This is a genomic window from Kitasatospora paranensis (assembly GCF_039544005.1).
Lineage (GTDB): Bacteria > Actinomycetota > Actinomycetes > Streptomycetales > Streptomycetaceae > Kitasatospora > Kitasatospora paranensis.
In genome coordinates, this window is sequence record NZ_BAABKV010000001.1 from 3,406,730 (window position 1) to 3,430,154 (window position 23,425).

At 73.4% G+C, this 23,425-nt stretch carries 16 protein-coding genes and 3 pseudogenes; 3 read left to right on the forward strand and 16 right to left on the reverse strand.

The features are described from left to right. Positions 1-13: 13 nt before the first annotated feature. From ABEB13_RS16465 to ABEB13_RS16490, 6 genes are all read right to left on the reverse strand, one after another. The gene (locus ABEB13_RS16465) at positions 14-1,750 is read right to left on the reverse strand and encodes a DUF4407 domain-containing protein (RefSeq protein ID WP_345706112.1); all 1,737 of its coding nucleotides are present in this window, start codon (positions 1,748-1,750) and stop codon (positions 14-16) included. Beyond that, the gene (locus tag ABEB13_RS16470) at positions 1,713-2,699 is read right to left on the reverse strand and encodes a hypothetical protein (RefSeq protein ID WP_345706113.1); all 987 of its coding nucleotides are present in this window, start codon (positions 2,697-2,699) and stop codon (positions 1,713-1,715) included. Before ABEB13_RS16470 ends, ABEB13_RS16465 begins: the two co-directional genes overlap by 38 nt. A gap of 23 nt (positions 2,700-2,722) precedes the next feature. After that, complete coding sequence (locus tag ABEB13_RS16475; RefSeq protein ID WP_345706114.1) at positions 2,723-3,427, reverse strand: hypothetical protein; 705 nt, start codon at positions 3,425-3,427, stop codon at positions 2,723-2,725. Next, positions 3,343-4,776: a hypothetical protein gene (locus ABEB13_RS16480; RefSeq protein WP_345706115.1), complete on the reverse strand. Its 1,434-nt coding sequence runs from the start codon at positions 4,774-4,776 to the stop codon at positions 3,343-3,345. Before ABEB13_RS16480 ends, ABEB13_RS16475 begins: the two co-directional genes overlap by 85 nt. After that, the gene (locus tag ABEB13_RS16485; RefSeq protein WP_345706116.1) at positions 4,773-5,528 is read right to left on the reverse strand and encodes a hypothetical protein; all 756 of its coding nucleotides are present in this window, start codon (positions 5,526-5,528) and stop codon (positions 4,773-4,775) included. The genes ABEB13_RS16480 and ABEB13_RS16485 overlap by 4 nt, the downstream gene beginning before the upstream one ends. Before the next feature lie 101 nt (positions 5,529-5,629). After that, on the reverse strand, positions 5,630-6,313 hold the full coding sequence (locus ABEB13_RS16490) for a Crp/Fnr family transcriptional regulator (protein WP_345706117.1): 684 nt from the start codon (positions 6,311-6,313) through the stop codon (positions 5,630-5,632). 193 nt (positions 6,314-6,506) lie between these two features. Here ABEB13_RS16490 and ABEB13_RS16495 point away from each other — a divergent pair, with 193 nt between their 5' ends. Beyond that, positions 6,507-7,157 carry a Pycsar system effector family protein gene (locus ABEB13_RS16495; RefSeq protein WP_345706118.1) on the forward strand — a complete coding sequence of 217 codons (651 nt, stop codon included), beginning with the start codon at positions 6,507-6,509 and terminating at the stop codon, positions 7,155-7,157. Between the two features lie 70 nt (positions 7,158-7,227). On the opposite strand, the pseudogene ABEB13_RS16500 reads toward ABEB13_RS16495, so the two are convergent. From ABEB13_RS16500 to ABEB13_RS40585, 7 genes and pseudogenes are all read right to left on the reverse strand, one after another. Next, a pseudogene (locus tag ABEB13_RS16500) lies at positions 7,228-12,166 on the reverse strand (NAD-glutamate dehydrogenase). Between the two features lie 314 nt (positions 12,167-12,480). Then, positions 12,481-14,058: an aldehyde dehydrogenase family protein gene (locus ABEB13_RS16505; RefSeq protein ID WP_345709695.1), complete on the reverse strand. Its 1,578-nt coding sequence runs from the start codon at positions 14,056-14,058 to the stop codon at positions 12,481-12,483. 100 nt (positions 14,059-14,158) lie between these two features. After that, on the reverse strand, positions 14,159-14,818 hold the full coding sequence (locus tag ABEB13_RS16510) for an HAD family hydrolase (RefSeq protein WP_345706119.1): 660 nt from the start codon (positions 14,816-14,818) through the stop codon (positions 14,159-14,161). Positions 14,819-14,848: 30 nt separating this feature from the next. Beyond that, positions 14,849-15,358, reverse strand: coding sequence for a DUF6912 family protein (locus tag ABEB13_RS16515; protein WP_100889957.1), 510 nt, complete (start codon positions 15,356-15,358; stop codon positions 14,849-14,851). A gap of 99 nt (positions 15,359-15,457) precedes the next feature. Further along, positions 15,458-15,916 carry a patatin-like phospholipase family protein gene (locus tag ABEB13_RS16520; protein ID WP_345706120.1) on the reverse strand — a complete coding sequence of 153 codons (459 nt, stop codon included), beginning with the start codon at positions 15,914-15,916 and terminating at the stop codon, positions 15,458-15,460. Then, positions 15,916-16,071 carry a hypothetical protein gene (locus tag ABEB13_RS16525; RefSeq protein ID WP_345706121.1) on the reverse strand — a complete coding sequence of 52 codons (156 nt, stop codon included), beginning with the start codon at positions 16,069-16,071 and terminating at the stop codon, positions 15,916-15,918. The genes ABEB13_RS16520 and ABEB13_RS16525 overlap by 1 nt, the downstream gene beginning before the upstream one ends. 218 nt (positions 16,072-16,289) lie before the next feature. Then, positions 16,290-16,526, reverse strand: a pseudogene (locus tag ABEB13_RS40585) (patatin-like phospholipase family protein); the annotation flags it as partial. A 330-nt stretch (positions 16,527-16,856) separates the two neighbouring features. On the opposite strand from ABEB13_RS40585, the gene ABEB13_RS16530 reads away from it, so the two are divergent. After that, the gene (locus ABEB13_RS16530; RefSeq protein WP_345706122.1) at positions 16,857-17,468 is read left to right on the forward strand and encodes an Rv3235 family protein; all 612 of its coding nucleotides are present in this window, start codon (positions 16,857-16,859) and stop codon (positions 17,466-17,468) included. Positions 17,469-17,560: 92 nt separating this feature from the next. Here the strand turns inward: ABEB13_RS16530 and secA are convergent. Beyond that, positions 17,561-20,309 (reverse strand): annotated as a pseudogene (gene secA / locus ABEB13_RS16535) (preprotein translocase subunit SecA). 272 nt (positions 20,310-20,581) lie between these two features. Here secA and ABEB13_RS16540 point away from each other — a divergent pair. Continuing rightward, positions 20,582-21,745, forward strand: coding sequence for a winged helix-turn-helix domain-containing protein (locus tag ABEB13_RS16540; RefSeq protein ID WP_345706123.1), 1,164 nt, complete (start codon positions 20,582-20,584; stop codon positions 21,743-21,745). Between the two features lie 4 nt (positions 21,746-21,749). Here the strand turns inward: ABEB13_RS16540 and ABEB13_RS16545 are convergent, their stop codons facing one another. Beyond that, entirely contained in the window at positions 21,750-22,475 is a 726-nt protein-coding gene (locus ABEB13_RS16545; RefSeq protein WP_345706124.1) for a response regulator, read from the reverse strand. A 191-nt stretch (positions 22,476-22,666) separates the two neighbouring features. Beyond that, positions 22,667-23,353 carry a ribosome hibernation-promoting factor, HPF/YfiA family gene (gene hpf / locus ABEB13_RS16550; protein WP_345706125.1) on the reverse strand — a complete coding sequence of 229 codons (687 nt, stop codon included), beginning with the start codon at positions 23,351-23,353 and terminating at the stop codon, positions 22,667-22,669. Between the last annotated feature and the right edge of the window lie 72 nt (positions 23,354-23,425).

Genomic DNA, 23,425 nt, shown 5'->3' on the forward strand with positions numbered 1-23,425 from the left:
GCGGGGTGATCGCTCAGATCCGGTGCCCGTTCACCCGGGTGTGCCGGGGTGCGTCGTCGGAGAGCTGCTTCAGGGCCGACCACGGCACCGGCGACACCGGGCCGGGGCCACGGCCGGGCCGGGGCTCGGGCCCGGCCGCCGGCCCGGTGGCGGCATCGGCGGGTGCCGGTCGCGCCGCCCGCTTCGCGGCGAGCTTGGCCGCGAACAGCCGGTCGAGTGCCTCCCCGTCGAACGGTTCGGCGTCGGCCGGCCCGGTGCGGGACACTCCCGCACCGGCTACGCCCGCGCCGGATCCGCCGGCACCGTGCGCCGCAGGGACGTGCGCCGCGGGGACGGGCTCCGGTGCCGCCTGCGGGCGGGCCGGCCGGGCGGGCCGGTCCGACCCGAACGGGGTCGTCCTGCGCTGGCCGAGCTTGCGCTCCCACAGGTCGTCGACGGCCCGCTGCTGGCGTGCCTGCTGGTCGTCGGCGTGGCGTCGGGTCTCCAGGTCGATCTCCATCCGCCGGCGTTCGGCGTGCGCCCTGATCTCGTGCAGTTCGGTCTTGAGCCGCTCCTCCGCGGCGGCCTCGTCCGCCCGGGTCTCGTCGGTGTAGAGCTTCTCGGCCGACGCGATCTCGATCTCGACGAGCCGGTCGTACGCGGTCGCGCCGCTGAAGAACTTCACGAGCACGGGCATGCAGTCGATGAGGACGAAGAAGATCCGGACGAGCCAGCTCGCGGCGCCTATGAAGCCGCTCCGCGAGGCCAGCGCGAACAGCGCGTCGAACCGGTCGCCGATGCCGACCAGGCCGTCCGGGGAGTCCTCCTTGGCGAGACGCTCGTCGATCTTCTTGGCCCGGGCCGCCTGGAAGTCGGCCTCGGTGCCGCTCTGCCCGTCCGACGCATCGGTGATCCGGTGGTTGAGATCCTCGAGATCCCGGATCTGCTGCTCGATCGGGTTGGCCGCCGTGAAGTCGCGCACCGCCTCCTGGTCGTACTGGCAGGCCGGGCCGTTCCCCGCCCGGCCGGTGAGTCCCGTCCCGCTCGTCCCGTTGCACTCCTTGTTGACCGTCTCCCGCAGGCCGTCCAGCTTGCCCTGCTCCCCGTCGATCCGTGCCTTCAGGTCCTTGGCCTGGCTGCGAAGACCGTCCAGCTTGGCCGCCTCGGCGCCGACCGCTCCGGTCATCCCGAGCCGGAGCGTGGTGCAGTCGATGGCCGCGGGTCCGGAGGCCGCGGCCTCCAGCGGGGAGCGGTTGCACTCCAGCAGCCCCTTGCGGAGGGTGTCGATGGTCTCCTGCCGTTCGTGGCGCACCGAGGACAGCACCGAGGGCTCGAAGACCCGCAGCACGATGGGCTCGGCGATCAGGAAGCCGAAGAAGCAGGCCACGACCAGCCGCGGACCGAGCACCGAGGCGCGGGTCCGCCAGCGTGCGCCGCCGGAGCTGGACACCAGCCAGCGGTCCAGGCACAGGACGAACGTCCCCCAGCCCAGGGCCGCGGGCACGAACCAGAATTCGGCCTCGCCGAGGATCTCGGCGAGTGCGAAGTACATCGAGCAGCCGCCGATGGCCGCGGTGCAGACCATCACGGCGGCGAGCGCGGTGTAGCGGGCGCGTTCCGTCCGGACCCGGCCGAGGAGCTCCTCCTCCACCCCGGTCAGGACCCTGAGCCGGCGGCCGAAGCCGTCGTCGCCCGACGGGCCGAACGGCGCTGCCGCGGGCCGGTCGGCCCGGTCAGTCGTAGAGGTCGCTCTCGTCCGGCGGATTCTCATCGTTCTCCTTTCGCGGCCGCCCTCCGGTGAGGGCCGAGGCCTCGGTGCCGCGGGCCAGGGGCCGGCTGTGCCCCGGGTCCACCGCCGAGCGGGTGATCTGGTGGAGGAGGCTGTCGACGATCCGCTGGGTGTCGACGGTCACGAAGTCGACGTCCATGATCCGCAGGACCTCGATGAGGTGGCGGCGGGCCGCGTCCTCGTCCGACCTGGCCTCCCGGACGGCGTCGCCGAGGCCGTACTCGCCGCGGGCCAGGCCGAGTGCGGTGAGCGCGGGCGCACCCTGTTCCACCAGGGCCTTGAGCCGGGCGACGCTCACGTCCTCGCCCAGGTTGCGCAGGTTGGCGAGCTCCTGCTGCCACACCTCGTCCCGGATGGTCACCGCGTGCTCGCGCAGCTTGTTCGGGGTGCCGACCTCGGCGAGCCGGAAGGCGACCGAGACGCCGGGGGCCCCCTCGTACGGCAGGAGCTCGCAGTACGCCTCGACCCGGGCCTCGACGAGTTCCCTGACCTCGGCGATCTCGTGCACCCGGTAGTCGCTGCCGATCTTCAGGAGCTTGCCGTCGCGGCGGACGTAGCGGCGGAGCTCCGCGGCCAGGTCGATGGCGCCGCACTCCGCGGCGATCTCCGCACGGTCGACCCTGGCCTGGAACACGACGTGGATGTCGAAGGTGTCGGCGGGGTCGGCCGACGGCACGTTCAGCTCCACGCCGAACGTCCTGGGCCGGAGGTCCACGAGACTCACCGAGGTCGCCTCCAGCAGCGCCTCCTCGGCGCCGGTGAGGCGGTTCCCCTCGGTGACGGCGATGCAACGGCCGCCGACGTGCAGGACGAGGGCGGTGCCGGGCCCGGCGGCCGGCAGGTCGGTGAGCGGACGGCGGGCGGATCCCCAGAACTTGCGCGGAACAGCGGGGAGTCGCCTTTCGTCCATGACGGGGTACGGGCGTTCCATCAGGCGGTGTCTCCTGGTTCGTTCTAGCGGAGGGAGGGACGGGCCGGTCGGGCGGTGCGGCTGTCGAGGAACGCCCGGAGCACGTGCCCGGACGTCCCCGGCTCCTGGTTGGGGTGGGCGAGCGTCCGCGCGACGAAGCCGTGCAGCTCGGGCGGGAGCCGCGGCAGCAGCTCGGCACCCAGGCGGGCGGCGGCGGATGTCGCCTCGCTGCGGGCCAGCGAGCGCAGGGTGGCCCGCAGCGCCGCGACGGCGTCGCCGCGGTGCGGGCCGCTGCGGATGGCCGAGGCCCAGAGCTCGGCCACGACCGGCACGTCGCCGGGCCGGTCCAGGACGAGGCGCGCCACCACCGGGTCGTCGGAGTCCGGCGCGGTGGTCGAGAGGATCGCGACGACGGTGGTCAGCGCGAGCCGCCGCTCCGCGATGTCCGCCCCGGGCCGCAGGAGCGGCCGGACCTTGCTGGCGAGGAAGCGCGGCACGCCGCCGGAGCCGGAGTCCGCGTCCGCCTCGACGGACAGCAGGTGCCCGAGCGCCCGCTGCGCGGCCGCCCGGATCCGCCCGCCGCGCAGCGCCAGGACCCAGAGCCAGCGCAGCGCCTCGGAGAGGTAGCGCTGGCCGAGCACGCCGCCGAGGGCGACGGCGGCGGTCATCGCCCGCTGCTGCCCGCGGTTGCGTGCCCAGCCCACCGCCGTCCGCAGGGCCAGCGGCGCCAGCAGGTCGTCCTGGGCCATCGCCCACAGGATGCCGACGGCGGTGAACCGCTCGCTGGTCCGGCCGGCCGCCCACACGTCCAGGTAGCCGCCGGTGACCTCGGCGGGGGAGGAACGGCACAGCGCACCGAGCCCGCGGGCGGCGGCGAAGTGCTCCGGGCCGAGCGGGCGCTGGACGGTCTCCGCGAGCCACTGCCGGACGGGGTTCCAGAGGTCGGAGCCGTAGCGGCGGAAGAGTTCCGCCAGGAAGAGCTCCTGCTGGTGGCCCGTCCGGAAGGCGAACCGCTGCTCGGCGCCGAACGGACGCTCCGCGCCCGCCTCCGCGAGGAACTCGCCGAGGCCCGAGTCGGCGACGAGCGTCGCCCGGGTCTGGGGGAACGGCGTACCCCCGGGGTCTGCGTCGCCGCGGCCGGGTCGGCCCCGGACATCAGCCGGTCCAGGTCGTCGGCGAGCTGTTCGAAGCAGCGCAGCCCGACGCCGGAGAAGAAGGCGAGCGTGACCGCGGCCGAGAGCGTGCGCCGCACCGGCAGGGTGCGGTCGAACCACTCCGCGACCCGGGCCGCGTCGGTGTCGGCCACGGCGGCCAGCGCCGCGTCCACGCCGTCGACGAGCCCGGCCGCCAGCTCCACGACCCGGGCGGGCCGGGCCAGTTGGACGGCACGCTCGGTGAGCCTGGCGAGGTCGGCCGGGGAAAGGACCGGGCTGGCCACCCGGTCCAGGCAGTGCGCCAGCAGGCGCCGGGCGTCCACCGGGGCCCAGGCCACGGCGAACGCCGAGAGGTGGCGGGTCGCCTCGCCGCCCCGGGTGGCCGTGACCACGAGGTGGGCACCGGCGCCGCGCAGCCGGCCGGAGAGCTGTTCCGCGTCGAACCGGACGGCCGAGGGACCGTCCCCCACGGCCGGGGTCCAGTCCTGCACCAGGTAGACCTCACCGGGCCGGAAGGTCGTCCCGGTGAGCTCCTCCAGCGTGCGGGTCGGCGGCAGCCGGACGACGGCGCAGCCGTCCCGCCGGAACTGCCGGGCGAGCATGAGCGACCCGGCGGCGCGCCCGCTGCCCTCGGGCCCGACCAGGAAGACCACGTGCGAGTCGCGCAGCCTGGCGGCCGCCGCGGACTGGGCATCGGGTGCCAGGTAGCAGCGTTCGGCCCGGGCGATCTCCGCAGCGTCCACCTTGCCGCTGCGTCGGGCCGGCCGGGCACCGGCGGAGATCCCGACGGTGCCCTCGACGGTCACCTGGCCGTAGAAGTTGTTGATGTTCTGGAGGAGCTGGGTCTCGTCCTGCTCGGTCGGGCCCGCCTCCTGCCCGGGCCCGCGGCCGGACTCCGGCGCCTCCTCGCCCGGGTACCCGTCCGGCTGGTCCGGCGTGCTCATCTGCCGTCCCGTCCTGCCAGGTTGATCCCGATGACCTCGGCCGTGACGGGGCCGTGGAAGGTGTTCTGCACGTCGGAGTGGTGGATCGCGGGCGCGTGGGGACCGCCCTCCGCGGCGGACGGCCGGAGGCCGGGGGCGGCGGGGCCGGCGGCCTGCCGGGTGGGCGGGCCGCTGCGCCGCAGCCGCCTGATCCAGGCCGGCCCGGTGTAGTCGGCCAGCGCCATCTCCACCCGGCCGAACTCGGAGGGCCTGGTGGACACATGGCGGTTGGCGACCACGTCGGTGTAGACCCGGTCGGAGAGCATCAGCACGACGTCGGCCTCGGGAGTGTCCGCCAGCGCCGCCTTCAGCTCGGCACTGTTCAGCAGCCGGGCGGTGACGACGGCGGCCTGCCCGGCGAAGCCGGTGTCGGACGGGTACGCCACGCCGAAGTGCGCGGCGACCCGCAGCCGCAGCCGGAACTCCGGGAGCCGGCTGTGGTTGTGGCGGTCGAGGGCGGCGTCGAGCTCGCGGACGAAGTCGTCGACGATGCGCGGTTCCGGCTGGTCCGGCGGGACGAGCGAGAACTCGCAGTCGCCCTGGGGCTGCCTGGTCCAGCGGCTGCGGTCGAGGTCGACGGCCGCGGCGGCGCGGTCGAGCAGACCCAGCAGGATCTGCTGCAACTCGTCCTGCCCGACGGCGTCGTGGCTGCTGTAGCCCTTCGCGTCCACGCCGATGACGAGGTGCCTGGCGAAGCGGTCCTTGTCGTTCACAGTTCTCCTCCCGCACGCCCGCCCAGCCGTCGGACGGCGTGTCGGACCACGCTGCCACGTGGTCGTGGAGGCCTTTCCCGTCCAGGCGGGAAAGGCCGGTTTCAGTCCTTGACTTCTCTCAGCGCTCGCGGATCCCGGACCGTCAGGGCCCTGCGGCGGCGCTCGACGAGGCCGGCCACCTCCAGGTCCCGCAGCACCTTCTCCACCGTGCGGACGGACACCGAGGCCAGCGAGGCCAGGTCGGCCTGGGTACACTCCGGCCCGACCACCCAGCCGCCGCCGGGAGCGGGGCCGTAGACGTCGGCGACGTCGGCCAGGGCGTGCGCGATCCGCGCGGCAGCCGAGAGGGCCGCGAACTCGGTGCGGCGCTCGTTGGCCTTCCTGAGCCGGTGCGTGACGGTCTCCGCGACGGCGGTGGCCGCCGCGGGGTGCTCGGCGAGGAAGGCGGCGAAGCCGTCGGCGGAGATCAGGCGGGCGCGGACCGGGCCTGCCGCGGCCACCCGCGCCGAGCGGGGCAGCCCGGTGAGGAAGGCCATCTCCCCCAGCAGGTCGCCGCGGGTCCGCAGGGCGAGGACGCTCTCGTGACCGGGTGCGGCCGAGCCGACCACCTTGGCGAGCCCCGACACGAGCAGCACGACGTGCCTGCTGTCGCTCCCGTGGTCCAGGACGGTCTCGCCACGGCGGAACGCCCGCTCGCGCCCCCGCCGGAGCAGCTCGCGGCCCGCCAGCGGCCCGATCGTCGCCAGGAAGCTCCTGGCGGGCCACGAAAGGTCCCACTCCGCCACTGCGCCTGTCCTCCGCAACCTCGGGAGGGGATGTCAAGAGCCCCGTCTCGGCCACCAAGTGTCCTGCGAAGCACCAACTCTGACACATCATCGACTCATCGGTCCGGCGCTCGCGGGAACTCCTCCCGCCCGGCCGAGGGCCCGGCGCCGCCCGCCGCCGGAGGTTCCCCGGACACCCCGCCGGGCAGGTACGGTGCAGCACGTCGCGCCGCTCGGACGGCGCGGCCACGGCGACAGTGGAGCGGCGGTGCCCAGGGCGGCCGCCGCCGGGGAAGGCGGGATCGACATGCACGTGGAGTCGCAGGCGGCCGGCGCGGTGCCGGTGCAGGGGGCGCCGACGGCGGACAGCGGCAGCGTGGACCGCGCGTGGCGGATCCTGGACGGTGTGACGGCGTCCATCAACCAGGCCGACACCAAGGCGGGGGTCGCGCTGGCGGCCGCCGGCGTCCTCGGCGGGGTGCTGTTCAACCTGGTCGACAAGCACCCCGGGCCGGGCCCCTGGGCGGTGGCGGCGGTGGTGGCCACCGCCGCGCTCTCGCTCGCGGCCGCGGCGTGCGCGGGGGCCGCGCTGTATCCGCGCAGGCACCGGACGGGTGCGGCGCCGGGCCTGCTCTACTTCGGCCACATCGTGCGCGGCGGCTGGACGGCGGACACCTTCGGGCAGCCACTGGGCGCCCTGCTCGGGGACCCGTCCGCGCTCACCGCGCAGATCACCGCCCAGGTCTGGGCGAACGCGCAGATCGCCGACGCGAAGTTCGACTGGGTGAACCGGGCGATGCGCCTGCTCCTGGCGGCCTTCCTCGCGGCGGGATGCGCGGCGTCGGCGGTGGCGGCGGGCGTCTGACCGGCCGCCCGCGACGCCGCGAGGGCGGCACCGTCGGGTGACGGTACCGCCCTCGCGGGGAGCTGCCGGGTCAGCGGGTGGTGCGCAGCAGGGTGCGGATGGTGCGCATGGCCACCGAGAGGCTGGACAGCTCGTAGTTGTCGGAACCCCTTATGTCGTCGAGCGTGGTCTTCGCACGGCTCAGCAGGGTGCCGTTGAGCTCGGCCCAGGCCTTGTAGCGGTCCTCCGGCGGGGAGCCGTCGGGGCCGCAGGCCAGCACGTCCTCGGTCAGCGCCGAGTGGGCCGCGAAGAGGTCCTCGCGGATCGCGGCGCGGGCCATCGAGGACCAGCGGTCCGTCCTCGGGAGCTCGATGATGCGGTCCAGCAGGTGGGTGATCTGCAGGCGGTCGGCGAGGTCGTAGTAGAGCTCGGCGACCTCCATCACGTCGGACAGCGAGCGGTCCGCGACACCGACGATGTCGAGCGTCGGGAAGGCCGAGGAGAGGCCGGCGATCCGGGTGGCGAGGGCGTCGGGGACGCCCGCGGCCGCGAGCTCGGCGTACACCGAGTCGTACCAGACCGCGTCCTCGCCGCGGAGCGGCTTGGGCAGGCTGTCCCAGACCTGGTTGACCCGGTCGTGGAAGAACGCGATGGTGCCGGCGATGTCGAGCGGCTGGCGCCGGTTGTTGAGCATCCAGCGGGTGGCGCGCTCGACGAGGCGGCGGGCGTGCAGCCGCATCCGGGTCTGGACCGCGGCGGTGACCTGGTTGTCCAGGCCCTCGACCTCGTCCCAGAGCTGCTCCAGGCCGAAGACCGCGCGGGCCGCGGCGTGGGTGCGGGCGATCTCCTCCATGGTCGCCCCGGTCTCCTCGCGGAGCCGGAAGGCGAAGGTGCAGCCGCCCCGGTTGATCGTGTCGTTGACGATCAGGGTGGTGATGATCTCGCGGCGCAGCGGGTGCTGGTCGATCGCGTCGGCGAACCGGCCCGCAGCGCGCTCGGGAAGTAGTCGTGCAGCGCGGCGCGGAAGTACGGGTCGTCGGGCAGGTCGGTGGCGAGGAGCTCGTCGGCCAGCGTGATCTTGGTGTAGGCGAGCAGCACCGACAGCTCGGGCTGGGACAGGCCGCGGCCGGCCTGCTGGCGGTCGCGGATCTGCTTCTCGGCGGGCAGGAACTCCAGGGCCCGGTCGAGCTGCCCGTCCGCCTCCAGGCGGTTGATCATGCGGGCGTGCACGTTGACCATGCTGACGGCCTGCGCGACCGCGTTGGCCAGCACGACGTTCTGCGCGTAGTTGTTGCGCAGCACCAGGTGGCCGACCTCGTCGGTCATCTCGGCGAGCAGGGCGTTGCGCTGCTTGACCGTCATGTCGCCCTCGGCGACGACCTGGTTGAGCAGGATCTTGATGTTGACCTCGTGGTCCGAGGTGTCGACGCCGGCCGAGTTGTCGATGGCGTCGGTGTTGATCCAGCCGCCGGTCGACTCGGGTCCGCCGGAGGCGGCGAACTCGATGCGGCCGAGCTGGGTGCAGCCGAGGTTGCCGCCCTCGCCGATGACCCGGGCGCGGACCTGGGCGCCGTTGACCCGGATCGGGTCGTTGGCCTTGTCGCCGACCTCGGCGTTGGTCTCGCTGGTCGCCTTGATGTAGGTGCCGATGCCGCCGTTCCAGAACAGCTCGACGGGCGCCTGCAGGATGGCCTTCATCAGCTCGGCGGGGGTGAGCTTGGCCTGCTCGACGCCGAGCCGCTCGCGGACCTGCGGGGAGAGCTGGATCGCCTTGGCGGTGCGCGGGAAGACGCCGCCGCCGGCCGAGATCAGCGACTTGTCGTAGTCGTCCCAGGAGCTGCGCGGCAGGTCGAACAGCCGGCGGCGCTCGGCGTACGAGACGGCGGCGTCCGGGTTCGGGTCGAGGAAGATGTGCCGGTGGTCGAAGGCGGCGACCAGGCGGATGTGCTCGCTCAGCAGCATGCCGTTGCCGAAGACGTCGCCGGACATGTCGCCGATGCCGACGACGGTGAAGTCCTCGGACTGGGTGTCGACGCCGAGTTCGCGGAAGTTGCGCTTGACCGACTCCCAGGCGCCGCGGGCGGTGATGCCCATGCCCTTGTGGTCGTAGCCGGCCGAGCCGCCGGAGGCGAACGCGTCACCCAGCCAGAAGCCGTAGGACTCGGCGACGCCGTTGGCGATGTCGGAGAAGGTCGCGGTGCCCTTGTCGGCGGCGACCACCAGGTAGGTGTCATCCTCGTCGTGGCGGACCACGTCGACGGGGTGGACGACCTCGCCGGCCTTGAGGTTGTCGGTGATGTCGAGCAGCGCGGAGATGAAGGTCTTGTACGAGGCGATGCCCTCGGCGAGCCACGCGTCGCGGTCGACCGACGGGTCGGGCAGCTGCTTGGCGACGAAGCCGCCCTTGGCGCCGACCGGGACGATCACGGTGTTCTTGACCATCTGGGCCTTGACCAGGCCGAGGATCTCGGTACGGAAGTCCTCGCGCCGGTCGGACCAGCGCAGACCGCCGCGGGCGACCTTGCCGAAGCGCAGGTGGACGCCCTCGACGCGGGGCGAGTAGACCCAGATCTCGAACGCCGGGCGCGGGGCCGGCAGGTCGGGGACGGCCTTCGGGTCGAACTTCATCGACACGTAGGAGTGCCAGTCGCCGTCGTCGGCGTGCTGGAAGAAGTTGGTGCGCAGGGTCGCCCGGATCAGGTGCAGGAAGGAGCGCAGGATGCGGTCCTCGTCCAGCGACACGACCTCGTCGAGGGCGCCCTCCAGCTCCTCCTGCAGGCCCTCGGTGAGCTCGGCGGAGCCCAGCCGGTGGCTGGGGCTGAGCCGGGCCTCGAAGAGGTTGACCAGCAGCCGGGTGGTGTGGGTGTTGTTGCGGAGCGCGTCCTCCATGTAGTCCTGGGAGAAAGTGCTCCCGGCCTGGCGGAGGTACTTGGCGTAGGCGCGCAGCACCACGGCCTGGCGCCAGGTCAGGCCGGCGGTGAGGACGAGGCCGTTGAAGCCGTCGTTCTCGGCCTTGCCCGTCCAGGTGGCCGCGAAGGTCTCCTGGAAGCGCTCGCGGGCCTCGTCGGTCAGTTCGGTGGACTCGCGCAGCCGCAGGCCGAAGTCGACCACCCACGCGGTGGTGCCGTCGGCGCGCTTGAGCGCGTAGGGGTGCTCGTCGAGCACCTCGACGCCCAGGCGCTGGAGGACGGGGAGCACCTCGGTGAGCGAGATCGGGCCGCCGACGCGGTAGATCTTGAAGCGGCGCTCGTCGTCGCCGGCGCCGACCGGCTGGTACAGGTTCAGCCGGAAGTCGCCCTCGCCGTGCAGCGCCTCGATCTGCTTGAGGTCGGCGACGGCGGTGCGGGCGGTGAAGTCGGCCCGGTAGCCGTCGGGGAAGGCGTTGGCGTACTTGTGGGCGAGCTCGGCGGCCCGCTCCTCGCCCAGCTCGACGTGCAGCTGGTCGTTGAAGCCGTCCATCCAGAACCGGGCGGCCTCGGCGAGCTTGGCCTCGATCCGCTCGATCTCGGCGTCGGTGAGCGCGGGCAGCTCGGTGCCGGGGGCGACCCGGACGACGAAGTGCAGGCGGGTCAGCACGGACTCGGTGGCGTACACCGTGTAGTCGATGGCGTCACCGTTGAGCTGCTCGGTGAGGATCTCCATCAGCCGCAGCCGGATCCGGGTGGTGTACCGGTCGCGCGGCAGGTAGACCAGCGCGGAGAAGTAGCGCCCGTACTCGTCCTGGCGCAGGAACAGCCGCAGCCGGCGGCGCTCCTGGAGGTAGAGCACGCTGGTGGCGATGGACTGGAGCTCCTCGGCCGGGGTCTGGAACATCTCGTCCCGGGGGAAGGTCTCCAGGATCTGCAGCAGGTCGCGGCCGTCGTGGCTCTCGCCGGAGAAGCCGGCGCGGGTGACGACCTCCTGGACCTTGCGGCGCACGACCGGGATGCGGGTGACCGACTCGGTGTACGCGGCGGAGGAGAACAGGCCGAGGAAGCGGCGCTCGCCGATGACCTCGCCGTTGGCGTCGAACTTCTTCACGCCGACGTAGTCGAGGTAGGCGGGGCGGTGGACGGTCGCCCGGCTGTTGGCCTTGGTGAGCACGAGGAGCTTCTTCTCGTGCGCCTTGGCGCGGACGGGGGCCGACAGCCGGCCGAAGGCCTCGCTGACCGGGTGGTGGTCCGTGTCGTGGCTCAGCGGGTCGGCGCGCAGGATGCCGAGGCCGGTGCCGGGGACGGCCTTCAGGACTTCCTCGCCCTCGTGCTCGACGAGGTCGTACTCGCGGTAGCCGAGGAAGGTGAAGTGGTCGTCGGCCAGCCAGCGCATCAGCTCCCAGGCCTCGCCGACCTCCTGCTCGGGCAGGTGCGCCGGGGGCTGCTCGGCGAGCTCGTCGGCCATCCGGAGCGCGGAGTCGCGCATCTTGGACCAGTCCTCGACGACCTCGCGGACGTCGCCGAGCACCCGGCGCAGGTTGGCCTCGATGGCGCGGAGGTCGTCGCGGTCGGTCTCGCGGTCGATCTCGATGTGCATCCAGGACTCGACGACGGCGTCGGCCGGCCACTCCTGCCCGGCGGCCTGGCTGCGCGAGCAGGCGTCGATGTCGAGGATCTCCAGCAGCTTGCCGGTGATGTCGCGGCGGACGGCCAGCTGGGGGTGGACCACGAGGTGGATGCCGCGGTCGACGCGGGTCAGCTCGTTGGTGACCGAGTCGACGAGGAAGGGCATGTCGTCGGTGACGACCTCGACCACGGTGTGGCCGCAGGACCAGCCGTTCTCCTCGACGGTCGGCGTGTGCACCCGGACCTCTGCGGTGCCCTGGGGCCGCTTGAGCCCCAGCCGGTAGTGCGAGGCGGCCGCGCCGTACACGTCGACCGGGTCGCGGCGGACCAGGTCCTCGGGCGCGGTGTGGAGGTAGTAGTGGTGCAGGTACGCGGTCAGAGCACCGTTGCTCAGACCCTCTCCCGGCGCCGCTCCCCCACCTGGCTGTTCTCAGCGGCTGCTGCTGCCTTGGCGAGCAGTTCGGCCTTGGCTGCGTCCAGCTTGGTCTGCATGACTGTTTGGCTCCTGTCGCGCGCCGTTGCGTGACTCGGTGATGGCTGGTGTCCACCGCCGGGCCTGTCCGCAATCCTCCCGCAGCACCTGGACGAAAACCGCTCGTGGCACGCATGAGCGGAGCTGCATCCGGGTACAACAGGATGTTTGGCCAGCGGGGCGAACCCGGCGACGCCAGTCAGCCTAACCGGATGAAACGAAGGTGTCAGGGGACACAGAGGAGCAATCCCGCAGGAAGGCACCGCACTACTGGACACGTTGTCCAAACGGGGCGCATGCATCGTGTCAGCGCCTGTCAGGTGTTTCCACCCCGTCACCTCAGGTGCGGCCGGACGTCATCCACCGGCGGCACGAACGTCTCGGCGAGCGAACGGGCCGACGTCCAGCGCAGCAGCCCCTGCACGGAGCCCGCCCGGTCGGCCGCGGTACCGGCCGGCAGGTCGTTGACGCAGAGGTCGCCGGCGCCGAACCGCAACCGCTCCATCGCCTGCACCACCGCGTACCGGTCCCGGGCGAGGACCGAACCGGCCGACCCGTGCGGCGCGTCCGCGCCCACCCGTCCCAGCACCTCCTCCCACGCGGTGTCCTCGTACACCTGGACGGCGAGGACCGGCCCGCCGTGGTCGGCGCGGAACACCTCGTTGCGGCCGTCGTCGCAGCGCAGCACGGTGGGGCGGACGAACCAGCCGATCGCGTCGTCGTACTGCCCGCCGGCCGCCACCGTGACCTGCGGGTCCTGCCGGGCCCGCTCGATCGCGGCGACCGTCCGCCGGTGGGCCTGCGCATCGGCCAGGGCGCCCATGGCGGTGGTCGGGTCGCCGACGTCCCCCACCGCGAGCTCGTCCACCCGGGCCAGGAACTCGGGGCCGATCCGCTGCCACAGGCCGCGCGGCAGGTACGCCCGGGACAGCGCCGGGCACGCCCGGCCCTCGAACGCGCCCCGGATCATCGCGGTGGCGACCGCGTCCGGGGCCGCCGAGGGGTGCGCGAGCAGGAAGGCCCCGCCGCCGCCCTCCCCGACGATCCGCGGGAACGTGCGGTAGGACCCGGCGGCGGCGCCGACCGTCCGGCACAGCGCCCGGAACGTGCCGGCCGAGCCCGCGACGTGCAGACCGGCCAGCGCCGGGCTCGCCAGCGCGACCTCCGCCGGCACCCGGCCGTCGCCGGTCACCAGGTTGACCACCCCCGGCGGCAGCCCGGCCTCCTCCAGCAGCCGCATCAGGAAGTGCGCGGCGAAGCTCTGCGCCCGCGCGGGCTTCCACACCACGGTGTTGCCCATCAGCGCCGGCGCGGTCGGCAGGTGCCCCGCGAGCGCGGTGGAGCCGGACGGCGAGAACGCGCAGACGAACCCCTCCAGCGGACGGTGGTCGGAGCGCCGCCACGACCCCGGCGGGGAGAGCGGCTGCTCCGCCAGGATCCGCCGCGCGGCGCGCACGCCGAACCGCCAGAAGTCGGCCAGGTCGCACACCGCGTCCGCCTCGGCCCGGGCGGCCGTCCTGGACTGGCCGAGCATCGTGGCGGCGGTCAGCGTCTCCCGCCACGGCCCGGCCAGCAGGTCGGCGGCGCGCAGCAGCACCGCCGCCCGGTCGTCGAAGGACAGCGCCCGCCAGTCGGGCGCCGCGGCCAGCGCGGCGTCGACCGCGAGCTGCGCGTCCTGGTGGGTGGCGTTGCCGAGCACGCCCAGCCGCGCCGCGTGGTGGTGCGGCTGGACGACCTCCGTCCGCTCGCCGCCACCGAAGCGCTGCTCGCCGCCGACGGTCATCGGCAGCGGGATCTGCTCGCCCGCCAGCTCGTCCAGCCTCCGGTCCAGCCGCTCGTGGGCGGCGCTGCCGGACGGGTGTCCGGTCGCCGGCTCGCGGGCGGGCGTCGGCACCTGGGTCACTGCGTCGATGGGCATCGCGGCTCCGCTCCGGATCGGGACATCGGTCCAGAGTCCCCGGAGCGGGCCGCCCGGGCGTCGCTGACACGCCTGGCGGGCCGTGGACCGCCCGTCAGGCGGCCAGCTGCTCCGCGAGGGCGACCGCCTCCGCCAGGGTGTCCACCACCGGCACGCCGACCGCCGCCAGCTTCTCCCGGGTGTGCGAACCGCCGGTGTACAGCACCGCCCCGATCCCGGACTCCAGGGCCGCCTCGGCGTCGTCCACCGCATCGCCGACCAGCACTGTGCGGGAGCGGTCCAGGTCGGGGCCGAGCGCCGCCAGATGGGCCGCCAGGAAGCCGGCCTTGCGGCCGCCCGAGGCGCCGGTGCGACCGTCCACCCGGACGAAGTGGCCGGTCAGCCCGAAGCCCTCCACCACCGGCACCAGCCGCTCGTGCTCGTACATCGACAGCAGGGACTGGCTGCGGCCGGGCACCGCGCCCCATCCGCTCAGCAGGGCCGGCGCGCCCTCGGTCAGCCCGCAGGCGACGCTCAGCTCCCGGTACCGGTCGTGGAAGGCGCCGTCCAGCGCCTCCCACTCGCCCGGGCTCGGCTCCCGGCCGAGCAGCCGCTGGTAGAACCGCGGGATCGGGATCTCGTACAGCTCGCGGTACTGCTGGAGGCTCAGCGGCTCCAGCCCGACCGTGGCGAAGGCCGCGTTGCTCGCGCCGAGCACCGCCGCCATGTCGTGGAAGAGGGTGCCGTTCCAGTCCCAGACGATGTGAGTGCGCATCCCGGGCACGCTACCCGTCGCCGCCGACACTCAGGCCAGCAGGTTGGGGATCTCCTGGGTCGCGAACCAGAGCAGCTCGTGGTCCTCGGCCCCGTCCACGGTGAACTGGGCGTCCTCGTCGCCCTTGTCGGCCGCCCCGATCGCGGCGACCGCCGCCGTCACGTCGGCGACCACGTCCGCGTCCGCCACGTCGGCGTGCACCGCGGCGGCCTTGGCCAGCGGTACCGGGCCGTGCAGCACCACCCGGCCGAGCGAGGCCTGGTCCTGGTACTCGTCGCCGGCGAACGCGCCCACCGCGGAGTCCGCGACCTCGACCGCCACCACGACCCGGCGGCGGGCCGCCGCAGGGTCGGCCGCCAGCAGCCGCAGCGACGCCTGCCCGGCCCGGTTCAGCGCGGCGTACTCCAGCTCCTCGATGTCGTCGCTGACGTACCACTCGCGCAGCGCCGGCGTGACGGCGTACGCCGCCACCTGCTCCAGGACGCCTCCCGGGTGCGCCGCAGCCAGGACGGCCAGGGTCGTGGGCACGTACACGCGCATCGGGGGCACTCCGCTCGGTCGGTCGTACGGCCGTCGGGCCGCGCCCCAAGGATACGGCCCCGGGTGATCACCTCACGGCCCGCTCGGCGCACGGCCCGTTCAGGGCACGGCCGCCAGCGCGTCCCGGCTGGTGCGCAGCGCGGACTCCAGCACCTCGGCCCGGCGGGCCGGATCCATCATGTTCGGGCCCATCACGGCCAGGTCGGCGAGGGTCGGCGCGAGCAGCTGCACCCGGACACCGGCGGCCCGCAGCTCGCGTGCCTCGCGCAGCATCTGCCGGGTGACGGCTCGCCGGTAGCGGCTGGCCAGCTGGGCCAGCACCCCGCGCGGCCGGTCCCGGGCGCGCCATTCGCGCAGCGCCGCCACGGTGCCCCGGGCCTGCTCGGCCCGGCCCTCCGGGTGCAGTCGCAGCGCCATCGGCGCCAGTACGAACACCTCGTCCAGGGTGCGGCCGCCCATCAGGTCGGCGTTGGTGGTCGACCAGCAGCCGCCGTCGACGTAGCGGGCGCCGGCCACCTCGGCCGGCGCGAACCAGCCGGGGATCGCGCAGGACGCCATCACCGCCTCCGCCACCGCGGCCGGCGGCGCCCCTGGTCGCCGAAGACGACCCGGCGGCCGTTGCGGTAGTCGACCGCCACCACCCGCAGCGCCGATCCCGGTGGCCACCCCTCGCCGTCGCCGTCGCCGCCCAGCGTGCGCACCAGGTCGCCCACCGGGGCCACCGAGCCCCGGCCGGGGGCACCATCGCCGAGACCATGGTCAGGAACGGGTAGTCGCGCGGATGCCGCACCGCGGTGCGCAGCAGCCCGGGCGAGCCGATCCGGGCGCCCGGGCGCGGCGGCAGCGCACCGCCGACCGCCGTGTCGTAGTCGAACTCCACGCCGGCGAGCGGGCCCGCGGTGACCGGCAGGCCGCGCTGGTGGTCGCGCAGCTGGCCGGGGTCGACGCCGGCCGCCAGCAGCGCGCCGAGGATCGATCCGGAGGACGTCCCGAGGATCACCTCGGCGCCGCCGGGGTGCCAGCCGGTGGCCTCCTCGACGGCGCACAGCGCGCCGACCGTCCAGGCGGCGCCGAGCATGCCGCCGCCGCCCAGCACCAGCCCGCGCCGGGGCTCGCGGACGCCGCCCGCCACCACCGGGTCGTCCCCGGTGGACACCTGGGTCACCATGCCGTGCCCGCCTCCCTCGGTCCGTCGACAGGACCAGCCGACAGGATCCTCCGCCCTACCCGGGGGTAGACGCGGCCGGGCAACCGGGCCGCGGCGCGGATTTCTCCGGCGCCCTCCCGTCCCCCTTCGTGCACCGCGCACCCTCCTCGCACGTCAACGCGGTGGGGCCGGGCACCCGTGCACCGGCCCGGCGCCGCACGCGATGTCATCCGGATAGGGGACACCGGCGCCACCCGCCGACGCCGGGCGCAGGGTCCTTGAGCCGCCGCGGCGACGCCGGTAGCAAAGGTCCGACAGCACCGCCGGTCCCCGCCCGACAGGAGTCCCGCCATGGCCGAGCAGCAGCCCGCCGACGTGTCCGCCGCGCCCGCCTGCGCCGTCCCGGCCGCCACCGGGCCCGCCGCGCACCGCGCGCACGAGGCGGCGCCCCTGGTACGGCCGCTGGTGCACCTCCCGGGGCATCCGCAGGCGCGGCGGCCCGTCCGGACACCGCACGCCGGCCGCGGCGCCCGGTCTCCGGGAGGCCACCACGGCGCCGTCCCGGCCGCTCCGCACCACCCCGGGGGCAGCCGTCCGGCCGCCCGGCCGCGCGCGGCCTGTACGCCCTCGCAGGGCGCCGGACAGGGCGATGTGGCCGGGCGCTTCGCCCACCGACTGGTCGAGGTGCTGACCGGGGCGCGCCCGGTCGGCCAGCTGCAGCGGCACACCACGCTGCAGGGCTACCAGCAGCTCACCGCGCTGGTGCGGTCCGGGCCGCTGCGCCCGCGCGGCCGGGTGCCGCAGACCCGGCTGGGGCGGGTGTACGACTCCGCGCCCGGTCCCGGGGCGCTGGAGGTGTGCGTGCGGGTGGAGTTCGGGCCGCGCCACCACATGGTGGCCTTCCGGTTGGAGCGGCACCGCCGGACGGAGCAGTGGCAGTGCGCGGCGGTCGAGGCCCGCTGAGCCCGCGACGGCCGGGCCGGGCCGGAGAAGCGGCAGGGCGCCGCCCCCGGGTGGGAGCGGCGCCCTGTCAGGGTGCTGCGGGTCGCTGCGGGTCAGGCCTTGCGGCGGCGGCCCTTGGCCGACTTGGCGGCCTTGCGGCGCTCGGCGCGGGTCAGGCCGTCGCCCTCGTCGGCCGGGGCGTCGTCGAAGTCGCCCTCGATGACGGTGTCGTCGCCGTCGACCGTGGGCGCCGTGTAGTGCAGGCGCTGGCGGGCCGGGGCCTCCAGGCCCTTGGCGCGGATCTCCGGGCGGGCGTCGGCCTTCTCCAGGGACACCTCGTCCTCGGCGACCGGCACCTCCTCGACCTGCTGCTCGACCTGGACCTCCAGGTTGAACAGGTAGCCGACGGACTCCTCCTTGATGCCCTCCATCATCGCGGAGAACATGTCGAAGCCCTCGCGCTGGTACTCGACCAGCGGGTCGCGCTGCGCGTAGGCCCGCAGGGCGATGCCCTCCTGGAGGTAGTCCATCTCGTAGAGGTGCTCGCGCCAGCGGCGGTCCAGCACCGACAGGACGACCCGGCGCTCCAGCTCGCGCATGATCTGCTCGCCGAGCTGGTCCTCGCGGGCGCCGTACTGCGCCTGGACGTCCTCCTGGATGGACTTGGTGAGGAACTCCGGGCTGAGCCCGGCGGGGCCGCCGGCCTCCTCCTCCAGCTCCTCCAGGTCGAGGGTGATCGGGTAGAGCTGCTTGAGGGCCGTCCAGAGCTTCTCGAGGTCCCAGTCGTCCTCGAAGCCCTCGCCGGTGGCGGCGGTGACGTACGCCTCGACGGTGTCGTCCATGAAGTGGCCGACCTGCTCCTGGAGGTCCTCGCCCTCCAGGACGCGGCGGCGCTCGCCGTAGATGACCTCGCGCTGGCGGTTGAGGACCTCGTCGTACTTGAGGACGTTCTTGCGGATCTCGAAGTTCTGCTGCTCGACCTGGGTCTGCGCGGAGGCGATGGCGCGGGTGACCATCTTCGACTCGATCGGGACGTCCTCGGGCACGTTCGCCATCGACAGCACGCGCTCGACCATGCCGGCCTTGAACAGGCGCATCAGGTCGTCGCCGAGCGACAGGTAGAACCGGGACTCGCCCGGGTCGCCCTGACGGCCGGAGCGGCCGCGCAGCTGGTTGTCGATCCGGCGGGACTCGTGGCGCTCGGTGCCGAGCACGTAGAGGCCGCCCAGCTCCTGGACCTCCTCCTGCTCGGCCTTGACGGCCTCCTTGGCCTTGTCCAGGGCGCTCGGGAAGGCCGACTCGTACTCGTCCGGGGTGTCCTCCGGGTTGAGCCCGCGCTGCGCCAGCTCGGCGGCGGCGAGGTGGTCCGGGTTGCCGCCGAGCATGATGTCGGTGCCGCGGCCGGCCATGTTGGTGGCGACGGTGACGGCGCCCTTGCGGCCGGCCTGGGCGACGATCTGCGCCTCGCGCTCGTGCTGCTTGGCGTTCAGCACCTCGTGCGGGATGCCGCGCTTGCGCAGCTCCTGGGAGAGGTACTCGGACTTCTCGACCGACACGGTGCCGACCAGCACCGGCTGGCCCTTCTCGTGCTTCTCGGCGATGTCCTCGACCACGGCGGCGAACTTGGCCGGCTCCGACTTGTAGATCAGGTCGGGCTGGTCGATGCGCTGGGGGTCTTGTTGGTCGGGATCGGGACGACGCCGAGCTTGTAGATCTGGTGGAACTCGGCGGCCTCGGTGGTGCCCGTACCGGTCATGCCGGAGAGCTTGTCGTAGAGGCGGAAGAAGTTCTGCAGGGTGATGGTGGCCAGCGTCTGGTTCTCGTTCTGGACCTCCACCCCTCCTTGGCCTCGATCGCCTGGTGCATGCCCTCGTTGTAGCGGCGGCCCGCGAGGATGCGGCCGGTGTGCTCGTCGACGATCATGACCTCGCCGTTGATCACGACGTAGTCCTTGTCCGCCTTGTAGAGCTCCTTCGCCTTGATGGCGTTGTTGAGGAAGCCGACCAGCGGGGTGTTCACCGACTCGTAGAGGTTGTCGATGCCGAGGTAGTCCTCGACGCGGCCGACGCCCTCCTCCAGCACGCCGACGGTGCGCTTCTTCTCGTCGACCTCGTAGTCGCGGTCGATCTTGAGGCGCTGCACCAGCTTGGCGAAGTCGCTGTACCACTTGGTGGCCTGGTCCGCCGGGCCGGAGATGATCAGCGGGGTACGGGCCTCGTCGATCAGGATCGAGTCGACCTCGTCGACGATCGCGAAGTTGTGGCCGCGCTGGACGAGCTCCTCCTGCGCCCACGCCATGTTGTCGCGCAGGTAGTCGAAGCCGAACTCGTTGTTCGTGCCGTACGTGATGTCCATCCCGTACTGGCGCTTGCGCTCGGCCGGCGACATGTTCGCCAGGATCACGCCCACCTCCAGGCCGAGGAAGCGGTGCACCCGGCCCATCCACTCCGAGTCGCGCTCGGCGAGGTAGTCGTTGACCGTGATCAGGTGCACGCCCTTGCCGGTCAGCGCGTTGAGGTACGCCGGCAGCGTGCCGACCAGGGTCTTGCCCTCGCCGGTGCGCATCTCGGCGACGAAGCCCTGGTGCAGCGCGGCGCCGCCCATGATCTGGACGTCGTAGTGACGCTGGCCCAGCACGCGCTTGGCGGCCTCGCGCACGGTGGCGAAGGCCTCGGGCAGGATGTCGTCCAGGCTCTCGCCCTCGGCGAGGCGGGCCTTGTACTCGTCGGTCAGCGCGCGCAGCTCGTCGTCGGTGAGGTTGACGAAGTCCTCTTCGATCGAGTTGACCTGGGCAGCAATCCGCTGCAGCTTGCGAAGGATCTTGCCTTCGCCTGCGCGCAAGATCTTGTCGAAGACGGACACTGAGCGGGCTCCTTGCCTGGATCGGCTCTGGACGACATTCGGCGAGAGCTACCCCACCGTACGGCGCCATCGTATGCGAGGAGGCCAAGCCGCCGGGAGGTCCGTCAGCACGGTATTCCTGTGTCACCCGCCGGGGCAAAGCACGGTGAAGTACCAGCCGCCGGGCAAAACGGTCATCGCCGCGGACTCCTCGCCCTGCACAACCCCGGCGCGGCCCGGAGGTTCCCCCGGTACGGCGACGGCTGTCGGTGACACCGCCTACGCTGCCCGGCATGACCTCGCCGCACACCACCGAGCTCTCCGCCGACCGGGCCCGCCGCATCGCCCTGCACGCCCAGGGCCTGCTGGGCGCACCCGACCGCCGGGCCGGCGTCCGGGGCGTGCTGCGGCACCTCGGCGCCGTGCAGTTGGACACCATCTCGGTGCTGGCCCGCTCGCACGAACTGGTGCCGTACGCACGGCTCGGCGCGGTGGGGCGTACGAGCGTCGAACACGCCTACTGGGGTTCGGAGACGACGTTCGAGTACTGGTCGCACGCGGCCTGCATCCTGCCGATCGAGGAGTGGCCGCTGTTCGCCTTCCGGCGGCGCGCCTACCGCTCCCGCGGGCGGCTCTGGGGCGGCCACGAGGTCTCCGACCGTACCTACCGCGAGGTGCTGGACCGGCTGCGCGGCGAGGGGCCGCTGACCTCGACCGAACTCGGCGGCGCCAAGCGGACGTCGGAGTGGTGGGACTGGTCGGAGAGCAAGATCGCCGTCGAGCAGGCGCTGGCCTTCGGCGACGTGGTCTGCACCGAGCGCCGCAGCTGGAAGCGCGTGTACGAGGCGGCCGAGCAGGCCGTCCCGGCCGGGCTGTACGCGCAGGACCCGGACGACGCGGAGTGCCTGCGCCGGCTGGTCGGCCAGGCCGGCGCCGCCCTCGGGGTGGCCACCGTGGCCGACCTGATGGACTACCACCGGCTGCGGAAGGAGCAGGTGGCCGCGGCGCTGCCGGAGTCCGGTCTGGTGCCGGTCTCGGTGGCGGGCTGGGCGGCGCCGGCCTGGGCCGATCCGGCGGCGCTGGCCGCCGAACCGCGCGGCCGGCACCGCACGACGCTGCTCTCCCCGTTCGACTCGCTGATCTGGGACCGCGCCCGGACGGAGCGGATCTTCGGGATGACCCACCGGCTGGAGGCCTACACCCCCAAGCCCAAGCGGGTGCACGGGTACTTCGCGATGCCGCTGCTCACCGGCGGCCGACTGGTCGGCCGGGTCGACCCGGCCCGCGAGGGGCGCACCCTGGTGGCCCGTCAGATCTCCCTGGAGGGCGCGGCGTACGTGGCGCCGCTGGCCGCCGCACTGCGCGAGGCGGCCGGCTGGGTGGGCTGCGACGCCGTCCGCGTCGAGCGGCTGGCGGACGAGCGGCTGCGGCCCGCCCTGGAGCGGGCGCTGGCCTGACCGGTCACCCTATTTCGAGGATCTTCTCGCGCATCGCGTAGACGACGGCCTCCATCCTGGAGTGCAGCTGGAGCTTCTCCAGGATGTTGCGCACGTGGTTCTTCACGGTGTTCTCGCTGATGAACAGCTCCTTGGCGATCTCCCGGTTGTTCATCCCGGTGGCCACCAGCTTGAGCACCTCCAGCTCGCGGTCGGTGAGCCGCGGCGCGGGCACCAAGTCCCGGTCGTCGGAACGGCGCTGGATCATCGACTTGAACTCGGTGAGCAGCTTGGCCGCCATCGACGGGCTGATCTGCGACTGACCGTCCGCCACCGCCCGGATCGCGGTGGCCACCTCGTCGGTGGAGATCTCCTTGAGCAGGTAGCCGGTGGCGCCCGCCTTGATCGCCTCGTAGAGGTCGGCCTCCTCGTCGCTGATCGTCAGCATGATGATCTTGGCGCTGGGCGCCACGTCCTTGATCGCGGTGCAGGCCTCGATGCCGCTGCGCCGGGGCATCCGGACGTCCATGAGGATGATGTCCGGCAGCAGGTCCGCCGCCTTGAGCACGGCCTCCGCGCCGTCGCCGGCCTCGCCGACGACGGTGATGTCCTCCTCCTCGGCCAGCACGATCTCCAGGCCGCGGCGGAACAGTGCGTGGTCGTCGACGACCAGCACCCTGATCGGCTCCGCACGGTGCGCTCCGTACCCGGTGGGGGCTGCCCGACCCCGCACCCGCGCCCGGGCCGCCATCCGCACCTCGGCTGATGGGCTCGCCCATCCGCTCCTCCCCGGTCGCCGGTCGATGTCTGGCCCCATCATTCCATGACGACAGGCGGGTTGATCACCCTCCGACACCGGGCCGCCCAGCTGGGTGACCCCGGCGGCCCGGCCGCCGGGGTCACCCGGTCGATCACTGCGTCGGATCTCCGACGGGGACGGGATCAGTCCTCGTCGGGCCCGTTGATGGCGCCCCCGGCGCCGCCGCCCACGGCGGTCGCGTCCTCCTTGAGGTGGATGACGCCGTAGTGGTAGCCGTGCCGGCGGTAGACCACGCTCGGCAGGCCGCTGTCCTTCTCCACGAACAGGAAAAAGTCGTGGCCGACGAGTTCCATCTCGTACAGCGCCTGGTCCAGCGACATCGGTGCGGCGGGGTGCGTCTTCTCGCGGACGACGAGCGGACCGTCGCCCTCCACCTCCAGGGATCCCATCATGGTCTTGCGGACCGCCCCGTTCGTCGGGGTCTCGGTCGCCTCCGTCGCGGGGAGGGCGGCCAGTGCCGCCGTCGCCGCAGCGACGCTGACGGGGGTGCGGCCATTGCCGCCCTTGTGCACCCGGCGCCGGTCCGCGGTCTTGCGGAGCTGGGCGTCGAGCTTCGCCGAGGCCAGGTCGAGCGCCGCGTACGGGTCGCTGGCGGCGGCCTCGGCCCGGATCACCGGGCCGCGGGTACGGAGAGTGATCTCCACCCGCTCGGACCGGTCGGCCTGCCGCGGGTTGTGTTCCTTGGACACCTCGACGTCGAGGCTGATCACCTTGCCGTCGAACTTCTGGACCTTCTCCAGCTTCTCGGCCACGTGCTCGCGGAACCTCTTGGGCACCTCGGTCTTGCGGCCCTTGACGACGATGTCCACGCAGAACTCCGATCCCTTGTGCTGTCGCCGATCCGGAACGCACCCGGACCGGACTGAGACCCAGCCGGACCA